The organism is Providencia sp. PROV061 (assembly GCF_011045655.1).
Taxonomy (GTDB): Bacteria; Pseudomonadota; Gammaproteobacteria; order Enterobacterales; family Enterobacteriaceae; genus Providencia; species Providencia hangzhouensis.
The window spans coordinates 4406067-4423295 of record NZ_CP042861.1 but is presented as its reverse complement, the minus strand read 5'-3'; the positions used below and the strand labels follow the sequence as shown (position 1 = coordinate 4423295).

At 42.5% G+C, this 17229-nt stretch carries 12 protein-coding genes and 1 pseudogene; 9 read left to right on the top strand and 4 right to left on the bottom strand.

What is annotated here, in order from left to right:
* Positions 1-19: 19 nt before the first annotated feature.
* Positions 20-1547, bottom strand: a pseudogene (locus FVA72_RS20440) (YifB family Mg chelatase-like AAA ATPase).
* 479 nt (positions 1548-2026) lie between these two features.
* Between FVA72_RS20440 and ilvL the strand changes: the two are divergent.
* From ilvL to ilvA, 6 genes are all read left to right on the top strand, one after another.
* Positions 2027-2128, top strand: a complete 102-nt coding sequence (ilvL, locus tag FVA72_RS20435) for an ilv operon leader peptide (protein WP_071524553.1) — start codon at positions 2027-2029, stop codon at positions 2126-2128.
* A gap of 132 nt (positions 2129-2260) precedes the next feature.
* Positions 2261-3907: an acetolactate synthase 2 catalytic subunit gene (ilvG, locus tag FVA72_RS20430; protein ID WP_110591025.1), complete on the top strand. Its 1647-nt coding sequence runs from the start codon at positions 2261-2263 to the stop codon at positions 3905-3907.
* On the top strand, positions 3904-4173 hold the full coding sequence (gene ilvM, locus FVA72_RS20425) for an acetolactate synthase 2 small subunit (protein WP_004906129.1): 270 nt from the start codon (positions 3904-3906) through the stop codon (positions 4171-4173). The genes ilvG and ilvM overlap by 4 nt, the downstream gene beginning before the upstream one ends.
* An 11-nt stretch (positions 4174-4184) precedes the next feature.
* Positions 4185-5111 (top strand): branched-chain amino acid transaminase, encoded by a 927-nt coding sequence (locus tag FVA72_RS20420; protein ID WP_004906127.1) that lies wholly within the window; start codon positions 4185-4187, stop codon positions 5109-5111.
* A 67-nt stretch (positions 5112-5178) separates the two neighbouring features.
* Positions 5179-7029: a dihydroxy-acid dehydratase gene (ilvD, locus tag FVA72_RS20415; protein WP_094962446.1), complete on the top strand. Its 1851-nt coding sequence runs from the start codon at positions 5179-5181 to the stop codon at positions 7027-7029.
* A 2-nt stretch (positions 7030-7031) separates the two neighbouring features.
* Positions 7032-8606, top strand: a complete 1575-nt coding sequence (ilvA, locus tag FVA72_RS20410; protein WP_094962447.1) for a threonine ammonia-lyase, biosynthetic — start codon at positions 7032-7034, stop codon at positions 8604-8606.
* Here ilvA and ilvY read toward each other — a convergent pair.
* Complete coding sequence (gene ilvY / locus FVA72_RS20405) at positions 8598-9494, bottom strand: HTH-type transcriptional activator IlvY (protein ID WP_004906122.1); 897 nt, start codon at positions 9492-9494, stop codon at positions 8598-8600. The two genes, ilvA and ilvY, sit on opposite strands and share 9 nt — an antisense overlap.
* A 174-nt stretch (positions 9495-9668) precedes the next feature.
* Here ilvY and ilvC point away from each other — a divergent pair, with 174 nt between their 5' ends.
* Together ilvC and rep are read left to right on the top strand one after the other, a co-directional pair.
* Complete coding sequence (ilvC, locus tag FVA72_RS20400; RefSeq protein WP_036958818.1) at positions 9669-11141, top strand: ketol-acid reductoisomerase; 1473 nt, start codon at positions 9669-9671, stop codon at positions 11139-11141.
* Positions 11142-11470: 329 nt separating this feature from the next.
* On the top strand, positions 11471-13495 hold the full coding sequence (gene rep / locus FVA72_RS20395) for a DNA helicase Rep (protein ID WP_094962448.1): 2025 nt from the start codon (positions 11471-11473) through the stop codon (positions 13493-13495).
* A gap of 52 nt (positions 13496-13547) precedes the next feature.
* Here the strand turns inward: rep and gppA are convergent, their stop codons facing one another.
* Both gppA and rhlB read right to left on the bottom strand, forming a co-directional pair.
* A complete protein-coding gene (gppA, locus tag FVA72_RS20390; RefSeq protein WP_110591026.1) occupies positions 13548-15050 on the bottom strand; it encodes a guanosine-5'-triphosphate,3'-diphosphate diphosphatase in 1503 nt (500 codons plus the stop codon).
* 11 nt (positions 15051-15061) lie between these two features.
* The gene (gene rhlB, locus FVA72_RS20385; protein ID WP_004906115.1) at positions 15062-16348 is read right to left on the bottom strand and encodes an ATP-dependent RNA helicase RhlB; all 1287 of its coding nucleotides are present in this window, start codon (positions 16346-16348) and stop codon (positions 15062-15064) included.
* Between the two features lie 117 nt (positions 16349-16465).
* On the opposite strand from rhlB, the gene trxA reads away from it, so the two are divergent.
* The gene (trxA, locus tag FVA72_RS20380; RefSeq protein ID WP_004906112.1) at positions 16466-16792 is read left to right on the top strand and encodes a thioredoxin TrxA; all 327 of its coding nucleotides are present in this window, start codon (positions 16466-16468) and stop codon (positions 16790-16792) included.
* Positions 16793-17229 lie beyond the last annotated feature (437 nt).

Sequence of the window (17229 nt, the reverse complement as noted above, 5' to 3'; positions counted from 1 at the left end):
ACTTATCTGTCCACTCTTCTCAGCTTACTTGTTTTTGCAAATGAAGCAATAACTTATCCATTGCTCGATACCCCAAAGCTTCTAATAAATCTGAACGTTCAATAGTTTCTGCGGCATTAAGGTCGGCGATTGTTCTAGCAACCCTTAAAATTCTGTGCCAAGCTCGAATGGAAAGACCTAGCTTATTTAATGCATGTTCTAAGAATAACGCATCTTTTGTTGTTAGCAGGCAAAATTGTGTGGTTTCTCTTGGTGTTAGTAAACTATTAATTTTTCCAGCTCGCCTAAGTTGCCTATTTCTGGCTTCGATGACTCTTTGTCTAACCTGTTCACTTGTTTCACCTTGGTTAGTTTGATTACTTAATGAACCGAGAGGTAACAATGGAATCTCTATTGAAAGATCAAATCGGTCAATAAAAGGCCCTGATATGCGTGAAAGATAACGTAGTATGCGAGTAGGAGCTGAGCGGCTCATTTCTCCTTGGTAATGGCCTGTTGGGCTAGGATTTAGGGCCGCAATTAGCTGGAAACTGGCAGGATAGCAAACTTTTGCTTTTGCTCGAGAAATGCTAATTTTTCTAGATTCTAGGGGTTCTCGTAAAGAATCTAATACCGAGCGGCTAAATTCGGGTAATTCATCTAAAAATAAAACACCATGGTGTGCAAGTGAGATCTCACCAGGTTTGGGAAGAGAGCCACCACCAATTAAAGCGGCAATTGATGCACTATGGTGGGGTGCTCTAAAAGGCCTTATTGGCCAATTCATGTCTTCTTTTGTGTTTTCACTTAAACTATGTAGTGAAGCAACTTCTAAGGCTTCTTGAGAGGTTAATGGGGGGGAGTAAAGTCATTAGACGGCTTGCTAGCATAGTTTTTCCTGTCCCCGGAGGACCTAACAAGAGTAAATTATGTCCACCTGCAGCACAGATTTCTAATGCCCGTTTCCCATGTTCTTGACCAATAATATCGTTGATATCACCTTCTTGCTTGGTTGGGATAGATGCTTGATGAACTTGTTGATTACAAACTAATGTGTGTTTGTTATGTAAAAAATGGCAGAGCTCTAATAAGGATGTCGTGAAATAAACGCTATTATCTGGAAGTAGGCCTAGTTGGTGTTGGTTCTCCGTTGATAGTATTAAAGAGCGCTGTTGTTTTAATGCTGATTGGGCCGCTGGAATAGCACTGTTGACATAGCGAACATCGCCAGACAAAGCAAGTTCGCCTAAAAATTCATACTGTTTTAATGGCTCGTGGGGGATTTGCCCTGATGATGCGAGTATGGCAATAGCGATGGCAAGGTCATACCGACCACTTTCTTTTGGTAAATCTGCTGGGGCTAAATTAACCGTTATTTTTTTAGCTGGATATTCAAACCCGCTATTTAGTAGAGCGCTTCGAACTCTATCTCTTGCTTCTTTTACTGCTGTTTCTGGTAGCCCAACAAGTGTTAAACCTGGAAGCCCATTACTAATATGTGCCTCAACAGTAACAAGAGGTGCTTCTAACCCAATTGATGCTCTAGTGTAAACAATTGCTAATGTCATAAGCCCTCCAATATTTTTTACAGAGTAATATTCTGCTGAAATTAGGTTTGTTTATCTTGAGTTGATAACATATTTGCGAAGCTGCTCGATAATTTAATTGCTTAGTTACTAGGCTGTTTCAATTTGCGTCGAGTAGCTTCGAGGACTTGTTATAACAGTGATTGCGTTAATTTTATAAAGAGTGGAAGCTATACTGAACTTGGATATTCATAAGAAAAAGTAATTAGTTTTTTGGCGTGAATCTTAATGGTATTGAATGGCTGGTGCGGATGATGTAGCTGATTATGCTATGTATTCTATTGAATTTTACTGAGAAACGGTAGTTTAAGCAGTTTATAATGCTAATTTGTTGATAACGATATGATTTTTAAATAATTTAATGTTTTGAAAATAAATAAATTAAATAAAAGTTGTCAAAACGATTTTAAAATGATAACTCTAAATAATAGATAATTAAGAATATTGAAAAAGTAAAACTCATGAACGCATTTATCCAAGCAGTTAGCCTAATTATTATTAGCGTGGTGGTGATTATTATCCCACCGTGCGGGGCTGCACTTGGACGACGAAGGCTAAAATAACAGCCAGATCTCACGAGAACCCCGCACCGAAAGGCGCGGGGTTTTTTTTGACATAAATGTTGATGAATGCAAACACACTAAATAAAACATAACAAATACAAATAGATAAAGTAGACGGACAGGAGATAAAGCATGAACGGAGCACAATGGTTAGTTCAAGCATTGCGAACACAGGGAGTTGATACCGTATTTGGGTATCCTGGTGGCGCAATTATGCCAGTTTATGACGCATTGTATGATGGCGGAGTTGAGCATTTGTTGTGTCGACATGAGCAAGGGGCTGTAATTGCTGCGATTGGATATGCACGTTCAACAGGGAAAACAGGGGTATGTATCGCAACATCGGGTCCTGGCGCAACAAATGTTATCACGGGATTGGCTGATGCATTGTTAGATTCCGTTCCTGTTGTCGCCATTACTGGGCAGGTTGCTTCTGAGTTTATTGGAACCGATGCCTTTCAAGAAATCGATGTTTTAGGGTTGTCCTTAGCTTGTACTAAGCACAGTTTTTTGGTTGAAGATATCGAGGATTTACCTCGCATTCTTGCTGAGGCTTTCGCAATCGCAAATAGTGGGCGTCCTGGTCCTGTACTGATTGATATTCCGAAAGATATTCAGCTACAACAAGCTGAGTTGTCTCCATTTTTAATGCCGGTAGAGCAAGAAGTCACTTCACCTTTATCTGAAATACAACAGGCAAGAATGCTATTAGAACAATCAGAAAAGCCTATGTTGTACGTTGGTGGCGGTGTTGGAATGTCTGGTGCCGTTAAAGAATTACGTGAATTTATTGAGTTTACAGGTGTTCCTTCAGTTGCAACGTTAAAAGGGCTTGGTGCCGTGAGCCCTTTAGATGAAAACTATTTAGGCATGTTAGGTATGCATGGTACTAAAGCAGCCAATATTTCAGTGCAACGCTGTGACTTACTCATCGCTGTTGGTGCTCGTTTTGATGATAGGGTAACAGGTAAGTTGAATACTTTTGCACCGAACGCCAAAGTGATTCATATCGATATAGACCACGTAGAATTAGACAAATTACGTCAAACACATGTTGCGCTACATGGTGATGCAAAAGTATTACTCCCTGAATTAATGCTTAAAAAATCAATTGAACCTTGGCAGCAGGAAGTTCAGCAACTTAAAAAAGAGTTTGGTTGGCGTTATGACCATCCTGGTGAACCTATTTATGCGCCACTGTTATTGAAACAGCTGTCGGATAAAATGAAACCAAATACGGTTGTGACCACCGATGTAGGGCAACACCAAATGTGGTCAGCACAGCATATCACCGTTGATGGCCCTGAAAATTTCTTAACCTCTAGTGGGCTTGGCACCATGGGGTTTGGTATCCCTGCGGCAATTGGTGCACAGGTTGCTAGGCCTGAGGATACTGTAGTCTGTGTATCTGGGGATGGGTCATTTATGATGAATGTCCAAGAGTTGGGAACCATCAAACGTAAGCAACTTCCTGTAAAAATCCTTTTGATCGATAACCAACGCTTAGGCATGGTTCGCCAATGGCAGGAACTGTTTTTTGAGCAGCGTTATAGTGAAACGATTTTGACGGATAACCCTGATTTTGTGGCATTAGCCAGTGCGTTTGGTATCAAAGGCCAACGAATTACTGATAAGTCAGAAGTTAATGCTGCATTAGATGAATTGCTGAATAGCGAAGGTGCCTATTTATTACAGGTATCAATTAATGAACTAGAAAATGTCTGGCCGTTGGTTCCACCTGGGGCTAGTAATGAAAAAATGATGGAGAAACCATTATGATGCAACATCAAATCTCGATATTGGCCCGTTTCCGTCCTGAGGTTTTAGAGCGTATATTAAGGGTCACTCGCCATCGTGGATTTCGTATTAATTCCATGAATATGGGGCAATCAACAGACGGCGACAATGTTAATATTGAACTCACTGTAAGTAGTCAAAGGCCATTAACTCAGCTTTGTGCACAGTTAACTAAGCTTTCAGACATTACAGAAGTTGAAGTACTACAACAAGAATCACGACTATTACGCACACAAAGTGCAATGTAAGGAATATACAAATGACTAAGAAAGCTGACTTTATTTGGTTTAACGGTGAAATGACGCCATGGGCTGATGCAAAGGTTCATGTTATGTCTCATGCTCTGCACTATGGTACATCGGTGTTTGAAGGCGTCCGTTGTTATGACTCACATAAAGGTCCTGTGGTCTTCCGCCACCGTGAGCATATGCAACGTTTGCATGATTCAGCGAAAATTTACCGTATGCCTGTCAGCTATAGCGTTGAAGAGTTAATGGAAGCTTGCCGTGCAACTTTGCGTAAAAATAACTTAGTCAGTGCGTATATTCGTCCATTAGTGTTTATTGGTGATGTTGGTATGGGCGTTAACCCACCAGACGGTTACAAAACCGATGTTATTTTAGCGGCGTTCCCATGGGGGGCGTATTTAGGTGAAGAAGCGTTAGACCAAGGTATTGATGCGATGGTGTCTTCTTGGAACCGTGTGGCGCCAAATACTATCCCTACAGGGGCGAAAGCAGGAGGTAATTATTTATCTTCTTTGCTAGTTGGTAGCGAAGCTCGTCGTCATGGTTACCAAGAAGGTATTGCATTAGATGTTCATGGGTATTTATCAGAAGGTGCAGGGGAAAATATTTTTGAGGTGAAAGACGGCATCCTGTATACACCTCCGTTCACATCCTCTGCATTACCAGGTATTACACGTGATGCAATTTTAACGTTAGCAAAAGATTTGGGTATTGAAGTTCGTGAGCAAACACTATCACGCGAATCTCTTTATCTTGCTGATGAAGTCTTTATGACAGGCACAGCTGCCGAAATTACGCCAGTACGTAGCGTTGATGGTATCCAAGTCGGCATTGGTCGTTGTGGCCCAGTAACCAAGCAAATTCAGCAAGCATTCTTTGGCTTATTTGATGGCACAACAGAAGATAAATGGGGCTGGTTAGATCCAGTAAACCCTTAATAATTAAATTGAAATAGATGTTACAGGCGGACGTTCCCCGCCTGTTTTAAACACGGGAGTTAAAGATATGCCTAAGTACCGTTCAGCAACAACAACTCATGGTCGTAATATGGCTGGGGCTCGTGCATTATGGCGTGCAACAGGCATGACCGATGCTGATTTTGGAAAGCCCATTATTGCTGTTGTTAACTCATTCACACAGTTTGTTCCAGGCCACGTACATTTACGTGATTTAGGCAAATTAGTTGCAGAGCAAATTGAAAATGCAGGTGGTGTTGCGAAAGAGTTTAATACAATCGCAGTTGACGATGGGATTGCCATGGGACATGGCGGAATGTTGTATTCCTTACCTTCCCGTGAATTAATTGCAGACTCGGTTGAATATATGGTAAACGCACACTGTGCGGATGCCATGGTGTGTATTTCAAACTGCGATAAAATCACGCCAGGCATGTTAATGGCGTCATTGCGCCTCAACATTCCGGTTATTTTTGTTTCGGGTGGCCCAATGGAAGCGGGTAAAACTAAGCTTTCAGATCAAATTATCAAGCTCGATTTAGTTGATGCCATGATCCAAGGGGCGAACCCAAATGTGAGCGATGCAGATAGCGAGCAAATAGAACGTTCAGCATGCCCAACGTGTGGCTCTTGCTCAGGAATGTTTACTGCAAACTCAATGAACTGCTTAACTGAGGCACTGGGGTTATCTCAACCAGGAAATGGCTCATTATTAGCGACTCATGCAGACCGCGAAACTTTATTTATCAATGCAGGTAAGCGCATTGTTGAATTAACTAAACGCTATTACGAACAAGATGATGAAAGTGCGTTACCACGCAATATCGCCAATAAATCTGCATTTGAAAATGCGATGACGTTGGATATTGCGATGGGTGGTTCAACTAACACAGTTCTGCATTTGCTTGCGGCGGCTCAGGAAGCCGAAATTGATTTCACCATGGATGATATCGACCGTTTATCACGTAAAGTTCCGCATTTGTGTAAGGTTGCACCGAGTACACAAAAATACCATATGGAAGATGTTCACCGTGCTGGTGGTGTTATTGGTATTTTAGGTGAACTGAGCCGTGCAGGTTTGTTGCAAGAAAACGTAACTAATATTTTAGGGCTAAGTTTCCAAGAAACATTAGCGCAATATGATGTGATGTTAACGAAGGACGAGTCTGTTAAATCGATGTTTTCCGCGGGCCCTGCTGGGATCCGTACGACAAAAGCCTTTTCACAGAATTGCCGCTGGCCGTCATTGGATACTGACCGTGAGAATGGGTGTATCCGTAGTATTGAGCATGCGTATAGTTTGGATGGAGGGCTGGCTGTCCTGTCTGGAAATATTGCAGAAGATGGCTGTATTGTTAAAACCGCTGGAGTTGATGAAGGCAGCTTAACATTCCGTGGCCCAGCCAAAGTGTTTGAAAGCCAAGATGACGCAGTAGAAGCCATTCTGGGTGGCAAAGTCGTTGAAGGAGATGTGGTTGTTATTCGCTATGAAGGGCCAAAAGGTGGTCCAGGCATGCAAGAAATGCTTTATCCAACTTCATACCTCAAATCAATGGGATTAGGGAAAAGCTGCGCATTAATAACGGATGGCCGTTTTTCGGGCGGTAGTTCTGGCCTTTCTATCGGTCATATTTCGCCAGAAGCAGCGAGTGGTGGCTTATTAGCATTAGTTCAAGATGGCGATATTATTGATATTGATATTCCAAAAAGAACGATGGTGCTGGATGTGAGTGAAAGCGAATTGAATCAACGCCGTGAAGCTGAATTAGCTCGAGGCGATAAAGCTTACACCCCGCGTAATCGCCAGCGTGAGGTTTCTTTTGCTCTGCGTGCTTACGCTTCTTTGGCGACGAGCGCAGACAAAGGTGCTGTTCGTGACAAGTCGAAATTAGGGGGCTAATTGTGGCTGCAGCAAAACCATTACCGGCTGCCCCAACCGGAGCAGATTACTTAAAAGCGGCGCTAAGTGCGCCGGTTTATGAAGCTGCACAAGTAACACCTCTTCAACAGATGGATAAAATATCTTCACGCTTGGGCAATACCATTTTAGTAAAGCGCGAAGATAGGCAGCCTGTACATAGCTTTAAGCTCCGTGGTGCTTACGCCATGATTGCGAGTTTAACCGAAGAGCAAAAAAGCAAAGGTGTGGTGACCGCTTCTGCAGGGAACCACGCTCAAGGCGTTGCATTATCGGCAAACCGTGTGGGTGTGAAAGCAAAAATCGTCATGCCAGTCGCAACAGCAGATATCAAAGTGGATGCAGTACGAAGCTTCGGTGGCGAAGCTATTTTACATGGCGCTAATTTTGATGAAGCGAAAGCGAAAGCCATTACAATGGCAGAAGAGGATGGCTACACCTTCGTTCCACCTTTTGATCACCCTTCAGTCATTGCAGGCCAAGCTACGATAGCACTGGAACTACTGCAACAAGATGTTCATTTAGACCGAATTTTTATCCCAGTAGGTGGCGGTGGGTTAATTGCGGGCGTCGCTGTGATTATTAAGCAGTTAATGCCAGAGATTAAAATTATTGGTGTGGAGTCTGAAGATGCCGCCTGTCTAAAAGCGGCATTGGAGGCTGGGCACCCTGTTGATTTACCGCGTGTTGGCTTGTTCGCAGAAGGTGTGGCAGTCAAACGTATTGGCGATGAAACCTTCAGATTGTGCCAGCAATATGTTGATGATGTTATCACTGTTGATAGTGATTCCATTTGTGCAGCATTGAAAGATATTTTTGAAGATGTTCGCGCGATAGCAGAGCCTTCAGGCGCTTTGGCATTGGCTGGATTGAAAAAATATGTACAGCAGCACAACATCAAAGGCGAACGTTTAGCACATATTTTGTCCGGTGCGAATATGAATTTCCACGGGCTGCGTTATGTTTCTGAGCGCTGTGAAATTGGTGAACAACGAGAAGCTTTGCTGGCAGTGACCATTCCTGAGCAAAAAGGGAGTTTCTTACGTTTTTGCCAGTTACTAGGCCATCGAGCCATTACGGAGTTTAACTATCGATATACGGATGCCGATCCTGACCGTGCTTGTATTTTTGTTGGGGTGCGTTTAAGTGGCCGTGATGGCGAGCGCTCGGAGATTATCCAAGAACTTAGAAGTAACGGCTATGAAGTCAATGATTTATCAGATGATGAAATGGCAAAACTTCATGTGCGTTATATGATTGGTGGTCGCCCATCAAAGCCATTAGATGAAAGATTGTATAGCTTTGAATTTCCAGAGTCTCCAGGTGCATTACTGAGATTCTTAGAGACACTTGGGACTCATTGGAATATTACGTTATTTCATTATCGCAGCCATGGTACAGATTATGGGCGAGTGCTGGCGGCGTTTGAACTGGCTGGGCCAGAAGTACGTTTTGATAGGCATCTTGATGCGTTAGGTTATGAATATCATGATGAAACAGGAAACCCGTCTTTCCGTTTTTTCTTAGCGCCGCAAGATAGCCAAAGAACCTTAGATTGAGTTGTCTGGGAGTAATTCCCAAAACGCTTTAATTAATGGTTCACTCAGGCGTTTGCTTAATAGGCAAACGCCGAGTTCAAAAGGTTCTACCATTGAAATATTATCGAGCTGTGAAATACGGCTGCGTACGGGTTCTGGGCTGTTATCAACGACCACACTAGGAATCAAGGCAATACCGCATCCCAAAGCCACCATTGACACAATTGCCTCATGGCCTGATACCGTCGCATAAATGACAGGGTTATTGATATTATGGCGACGGAACCAGAGTTCGATACGTTTACGAGATGGGCCGTGCTCAGGCAGGATAAAGGGGACGGTAGACCAATCAGGTTCCGCTTCTGTTACCATGCTTCGTACAGCACAGGGTAGTGATGGCGCAATCAAAACGAGAGGGATTTCGCCGATTTTTGCAAAACGGACGTTATCAGGTAAGCGCTCGGGTTTCCCAGCGATGCCAAGATCAGCTTCATGAGTTTCTACTTTTTCGACAGCATCCGCTGCGTCCCCTGTCGTGAGTTTAATTTCCACTAATGGGTGTAGCGCACGGAATTTATCTAAAACTTCGGGTAAATGACTATAAGCTGCTGTAACTGAGCAAAAAAGATGTAGTTCCCCACTGAGCGATGGACTTTGCTGGTTGAGAGCATGTTGCAGCTGTTGATATTGCAATAATGTTTGTTGGGCAAATTGCTTAAGGTGTTCTCCTGCTTGGGTCAATTTGACTGAGCGGTTATCTCGCACAAATAGTGGGTGACCAAGCTGCTCTTCGAGGCGTTGTATTTGCCGAGACAACGTGGAAGGACTGACATGCATCGCTTTAGATGTGCGCCCGAAGTGGCAACTTTGTGCTAAATGCAAAAAAAGCTTGAGATCGCGAATGTCCATTTTGCCCTCTAATTAACATAATTAATGGCGTTGCAGATATTGCAACATTGTATTGTTAATATATCAATTTAAGCAATGCGAAACATCGCATATAGTAAATCCATAAACGCTCAAAAATGAGCGACAGGCAGATTGCCTGACATAACGAACACAACAGAACAATGGAGTATGACAATGGCGAATTATTTTAACACATTGAATTTGCGTGAGCAGTTAGCTCAATTAGGCAAGTGCCGTTTTATGCAGCGCGAAGAGTTTGCAGATGAAGCAGGTTTTCTGAAAGGTAAAAAAATCGTCATCGTCGGTTGTGGAGCGCAAGGTTTAAACCAAGGCCTGAATATGCGTGATTCAGGTTTAGATATTGCTTATGCATTACGTGATGAAGCAATTGCAGAGAAACGTGCTTCATGGCGCAAAGCGACAGAAAATGGTTTCAAAGTTGGTACTTATGAAGAACTGATCCCTACCGCTGATTTGGTTATTAACTTAACGCCAGACAAGCAGCACTCAACCGTTGTTCGCGCTGTTCAGCCTATGATGAAACAAGGTGCAGCACTGGGTTATTCACATGGCTTCAACATTGTTGAAGTTGGCGAAGAAATTCGTAAAGATATTACTGTTGTGATGGTAGCGCCAAAATGCCCAGGTACTGAAGTTCGTGAAGAATACAAGCGTGGTTTTGGTGTTCCAACGCTGATTGCAGTACACCCAGAAAATGACCCGAAAGGTGAGGGGATGGCGATTGCCAAAGCGTGGGCAGCAGCGACTGGTGGCCACCGTGCAGGTGTTTTGGAATCCTCATTTGTTGCAGAAGTTAAGTCTGACCTGATGGGCGAGCAAACTATTCTGTGTGGAATGCTGCAAGCGGGGGCATTACTGAGTTACGACAAAATGGTCGCAGACGGTGTTGAGCCAGGCTACGCAGGAAAATTAATTCAGTTTGGCTGGGAAACTATCACCGAAGCACTGAAACAAGGCGGTATCACGCTGATGATGGACCGTTTGTCTAACCCTGCAAAAATTCGTGCTTATGCATTATCTGAACAACTGAAAACCATTATGGCGCCATTGTTCCAAAAACATATGGATGACATCATTTCAGGTGAATTTTCTGCAACCATGATGGCAGACTGGGCAAATGATGATAAAAACTTGCTGACATGGCGTGAAGAGACAGGCAAAACAGCATTTGAAAATTACCCTGAATATGAAGGGAAAATTGCGGAACAAGAGTACTTCGACCATGGTGTTTTGTTAGTTGCTATGGTTAAAGCGGGTGTTGAATTAGCGTTCGATACGATGTTAGAAGCGGGTATCTTAGAAGAATCGGCTTACTATGAATCACTGCATGAATTACCACTGATTGCGAACACCATTGCTCGTAAACGTTTATATGAAATGAACGTGGTTATCTCTGATACCGCAGAATATGGTAACTATCTGTTCTCATTCGCAGTTGTGCCAATGCTGAAGGATTTCATGACGAAGTTACAAGCAGGGGATTTAGCGAAACCAGTTGCCGATAATGGCACTGATAATGCACAGTTACGTGATATCAACGAAGCTATCCGTAACCATCCGATTGAGAAGATCGGTAAGACGTTACGTGGTTATATGACGGATATGAAGAAGATTGCGGTCGGCTAACTCATTATCCTTCCCCTTTCACGCTCTAGGGGTGTCAGCTTCTTAAGATTACCCAAGTCACATACTTTAGTATGCTCCTTGGGATAATCTTATTTGCTTCCTACCTAGAACGCGAAATGCTTTGGATAATCACCATGTTTTCTCTTGCAATAGTGTAGAAAAAAGCATTGATGTTATAAAAGAAAAAGAACAAAACCACATTATTCGGATGGATGATGTGGTTTTTTGTTTTTTATAAATAGAGAAGATCGTTGCTCAAGAGTTGGGTCGGTTTCTGCTACAATCTGTAGCGAATTCCTTTTTGAATAACTGAGTGATGTAGATAAGCCATGCGATTGAATCCTAGCCAACAGCAGGCAGTTGAATTTGTCGATGGCCCGTGCCTTGTATTGGCGGGGGCGGGGTCAGGCAAAACACGTGTTATTACCAATAAAATTGCGCATTTAATTCGCCAATGCGGTTATCAGCCTCGGCAAATTGCAGCGGTGACTTTCACCAATAAAGCGGCGCGGGAAATGAAAGAGCGCGTGGCACAAACCTTGGGTAAAAAAGAAGCGCGTGGTTTGATCATATCCACCTTCCATACATTAGGCTTGGAAATTATTAAGCGTGAATATAAAGCGCTGGGTATTAAAGCCAACTTTTCGCTATTTGATGACCAAGACCAGATGGCATTGTTGAAAGAACTCACTTTTGACTTACTAGAAGAAGATAAAGACTTACTCAAACAATTGATCTCAGCGATCTCTAATTGGAAAAATGATCTTATCTCGCCACAACAAGTTATAGGCCAAGCACGGAGTGAGAAAGAGCATCACTTTGCCGAGTGTTATCGCCGCTATGAACTTCATCTGAAAAGTTGCAATGTGTTGGATTTTGATGACTTAATCAGCAAACCTACCATGTTGTTATATCAAAATGAAGAAGTTCGTGAACGCTGGCAGCAAAAAATTCGCTACTTGCTGGTGGATGAATATCAAGATACCAATACGAGCCAATATCAGTTGGTTAAATTGCTTGTGGGGCAGCGAGCAAGGTTTACGGTTGTGGGTGATGACGACCAGTCAATCTATTCATGGCGTGGCGCAAGGCCACAAAACTTGGTTTTATTGAATCAGGACTTCCCTAAGTTAAATGTCATTAAGCTTGAGCAAAATTACCGTTCATCTGAACGAATTTTAAAGGCTGCAAATATTTTAATTGCCAATAACCCTCATGTATTTGAAAAAAAATTATTTTCTGAATTGGGATATGGAGCGCCACTTCGGGTTCTTACGGCAAACAATGAAGACCATGAAGCCGAAAGAGTGATTGGGGAGCTTATTGCACATCATTTTATTAATAAGACGGAATATAAAGATTACGCCATTTTGTATCGCGGTAACCATCAATCGCGTATTTTTGAAAAAATGTTGATGCAAAATCGTATTCCGTATCGCATTTCGGGGGGGACTTCGTTTTTCTCCCGCCCTGAAATTAAAGACTTATTAGCCTATTTGCGAGTATTAACTAACCCTGAAGATGACAGTGCTTTTTTACGCATAGTAAATACTCCACGTCGAGAGATTGGTCCCAAAACTATCCAAAAACTTGGGGAATGGGCAAACCAACGAGGGAAAAGCTTATATCAAGCCAGCTTTGATCTAGGGCTTGAACAAATTTTAAAAGGTAAAGGATTAGAAGCATTACAGCGTTTCACTCATTGGATGGACAGTATTGTTAGAACGTCGGAACGCGAACCTTTAATTGCGGTGCGTGATTTACTGCGCGAAATGGATTATGAAAGCTGGTTATATGAAACGTCGACCAGTACTAAAGCTGCTGAAATGCGAATGAAAAACGTCAACCAATTGTTCACATGGATGAGTGAAATGGTGGAAGGTGATGATCTCAATGACCCAATGACATTGAGCCAAGTGGTTACACGCTTTACGCTGCGCGATATGATGGAGCGTGGTGAGGATGATGAAGAATCAGACCAAGTTCAACTCATGACGTTGCATGCGTCTAAAGGCCTTGAATTTCCTTATGTTTTTTTGGTCGGTATGGAAGAAGGGCTGCTGCCACATCAAAGCAGTATTGATGAAAATAATATTGATGAAGAACGCCGTTTAGCTTATGTAGGGATCACAAGAGCGCAAAGAGAGTTATTCTTTTCTCATTGTCGTGAGCGTCGTCAATATGGTGAATTGATCCGTCCCGAATTAAGCCGTTTTCTCCTTGAATTGCCACAAGATGATTTACAATGGGAGCAACAGCGTAAAGTGGTTAGTGCGCAGGAGCGTATGCAGAAAGGGCAATCAGCTTTAGCCGATATTAAAGCGCGCTTAGGGCTAAATAAAAAAAGTGAGTAACCACAACTAATTGAATTTCCACACTAGAGTAGGTCTAGTGTGGAATATATTATCAATTTGAACTATTACGTTCTTCCAACTCTAAAACCCAATTCACATAGCCCTGCCATTGAACTTCTTGCTGTAAATTTTCCGCTCGTAGAGGGTGAGCAGATAACCAACGATAAGGCAGTGTAATGGTTAACCTTTGTGCATTCACATTAAGTCTTAGTGCAGGCAAGGTATCATCCCGTCTGCGGCTCGCAAAAATAATGGCGAGGCGGAGTAAACGACATAAATCATATGCATGCTGTATGGGTAGCGCATTTTGTTGGCTTAATGGTGTTAAATCGATAGGGCCTTGCTGATTTTTCAATAATGCAGCAAGTAACCGTTTTTGAGCTGGAGTGAAGCCAGGTAAATCAAGGTGTGTTATGAGGTAGCTCGCGTGCTCGGGGCCTTTACGGAAATCGACACTCAAGCCGATTTCATGTAAGGCGCATGCACTCGATAGTAAATCACGACAGCGTGTATCTAAGCCCCAATCTTTCGCGACTTGTAAATAAAAATATTCTGCAAGTTGACGGACTCGGCCAGCTTGTTCGATATCGACTTGGAAGCGCCGTTGAATATTGCGAACGGTACGAGCGCGAATATCCTGCTCAATAGGAAGCTGTAACATACCATAGACAAGCCCTTCACGAAGTGCTCCGCCAGCAAGTGTCATGTTATCAATGTCTAATGCTTCAAAGATAGCAATCAAAATAGACAAGCCGCTTGGAAAAACAAGGGCACGTTCGAAGGTTAAGCCGTCAATTTCAAGCTCTTCAAGTTTTTGGCATTGAATGGCTTTGCGCTTAAGCTGTTGTAACTTAGAAAGGGTGATCAGTTCATCCATGCCTTGGGCAATCATGATTTCCTGAATGGCTTGTACAGTACCGGATGCTCCAACACATATTTTCCACCCATGTGTCTTGAGTGACTCTGCAATAGGGGCGATGACATTATGTGCAGCGGCTTGAGCCGCTGAGAAGTTTTCTTCGGTTAAACTTCTATCGCCAAAGTAGCGTTCAAGCCAAGTCACACAACCCATTTCAAGACTATAGAGTTGCTCCGCTTTTGCGCCAGTACCTGTAACAAGTTCAGTACTTCCCCCACCAATATCAACCACTAAGCGTTGATCTGGCCCACCAGTTGTATGTGCAACACCTTGATAAATTAAGCGAGCTTCTTCTTCCCCTTGAATAACTTTTACAGGGTTTCCTAAAATTTGACTGGCTTTTTCGATGAAAACATCGGCATTTTTAGCTAAACGCAAAGTCGCAGTCGCGACAACACGAATTTGTGTATTCGGAATATCTTGTAAGTGCTCCGAAAACAGGCGTAAACATTGCCAGCCTCGCTCCATTGCTTGCTTAGAAAGCAGGTTGTTGTTATCTAACCCTGCAGCAAGACGAACTTTGCGTTTAACCCTAGAGATCACCTGAATGCTACCAGCAGTTTCACGTACGACTAGCATATGAAAACTGTTTGAGCCTAAATCGATGGCGGCATAAAGAGAAGAAGATTTCAGCATATCGTTTTTACTCAGCCTGGACGTTTATGGTTGTTTCGTGGGCCATTGTGGCGACGCTGCGAATTCGAATTACGGCGCTGGCCTCCAGGGCGTGGGCGATGGCGGCGTTTTGGTGCCGGTAAATCGCTCAATAATGCATCACTGTTATACTTACTAACAGGGATTGAGTGTTGAATATATTCTTCAATAGCAGGCAGGTTAAGTGAATATTCTTCACAGGCTAAGCTAATTGAGTTTCCGCTTTCACCAGCACGACCAGTACGACCAATACGGTGTACGTAATCTTCACAGTCATCAGGTAAGTCGTAATTAAATACATGAGTAACTGATGGAATATGTAAACCACGAGCTGCAACATCAGTTGCCACTAAAATATCTAAATGGCCTTGTGTGAATTGCTCTAATATACGCAGTCGCTTTTTCTGTGCGACATCGCCGGTCAACAAACCTACACGATGACCATCAGCAGCTAAATGCGCCCAAATATCATCACAACGGTGTTTTGTATTGGCGAAAATAATACAACGCTCTGGCCACTCTTCTTCAAGAAGCGTTTGGAGTAAGCGCATTTTTTCTTCATTAGAAGGGTAAAATAACTCTTCTTTGATACGATGACCTGTTTTTTGTAAAGGTTCGACCTCAACATATTCAGGGTTATTCATTTGCTCGAAAGCTAATTCTCTTACTCGGTAAGATAAAGTTGCAGAAAACAGCAAATTAAGCCTTTCTGCAGCACCTGGCATACGACGGAAAATCCAGCGAATATCTTTAATAAAACCAAGATCATACATGCGGTCGGCTTCATCAAGTACCACAACTTGAACCGCACTTAAGTCGACATGGCCTTGTTTCGCGTAGTCGATTAAACGGCCTGTTGTACCAATAAGGATATCAACACCGTTTTGTAAAACCTTAAGCTGCTCATCATAGCCGTCACCACCGTAAGCTAGCCCCATTTTCAGGCCAGTGTACTCAGCTAGCTCTTTCGCATCCGAATAAATTTGTACCGCGAGTTCGCGTGTCGGTGCCATAATCAGCGCACGAGGCTGATTCGCTTTTTTACCCTCAATAGCGGGGTGAGTTAATAAATAATGGAATGTAGACGTTAAAAAAGCTAACGTTTTACCTGTACCAGTTTGCGCTTGACCCGCCACGTCTTTGCCTTCGACAGTAAAAGGCAAGGTGGACGCCTGTATAGGCGTGCAAAAATTGAAGCCTTTTTTATTCAGAGCTTCAATGACTTTAGGGTGCAATGCGAAGTCGGAAAACTTCTTTTCTGTCAAGTGTGCTTTACTCATAGTATGTTAGAATATCAGTTAACGGTTGGTTTACGAAAGTGTATCTTTTGAAATAAAGCATACTGCTGCCAATAATGTTACACTAAGTCTGCAAAAGATGATCCTTTGGAGTACAACATGAGCGATAAAATTATACATATAACTGATGCAAGTTTTGCAACTGAAGTTCTGAACGCAAGTTCACCTGTTCTAGTCGATTTTTGGGCTGCATGGTGTGGTCCTTGTAAAATGATCGCGCCTATTCTTGATGAAGTTGCTGAAGAATATACAGGCAAACTGACCATCGCAAAACTGAATATTGATGAAAACCCTGCTACCGCTCCAAAATATGGAATTCGTGGTATCCCGACCTTGCTTTTATTCAAAAATGGTGAAGTCGCAGCAACGAAAGTTGGGGCATTATCAAAAACGCAACTGAAAGAATTTTTAGACGAAAATCTGTAAGTTATCGTTATATGTAAGCTAAAACGTTTAGCGGTATATCTATTTTATCTAGAGAGCCGCTAGACGTCTTCACTTAAGCATGATAAGTTATCGTCATTCCTCGTATAGCACCCATATGAATTACCTTGTATTCCATTGCTCTTATCTTACATATCTAGCTTGTTAGTTCAGTATTGTGATGATTGTTATTGATCAAAAAACTGATGGCGTAATGATTTTAAATATGAAATTGGAAAGTTTAGACATTGAGTTATAGCAGTATTCAATATCTTCGGTTTCAATGCATCTCTCATATGAATTAAAGATAGCGCATAAGCGAACGCAATGAAATTCAATATTTTTATATCATAGGGATATAAAAACGAAGTGGGACAAGGTTAGTCTTTAGCAATTATGTGTTTTTTAATGCTAATCTGACATTAAATTTGCGATATTGG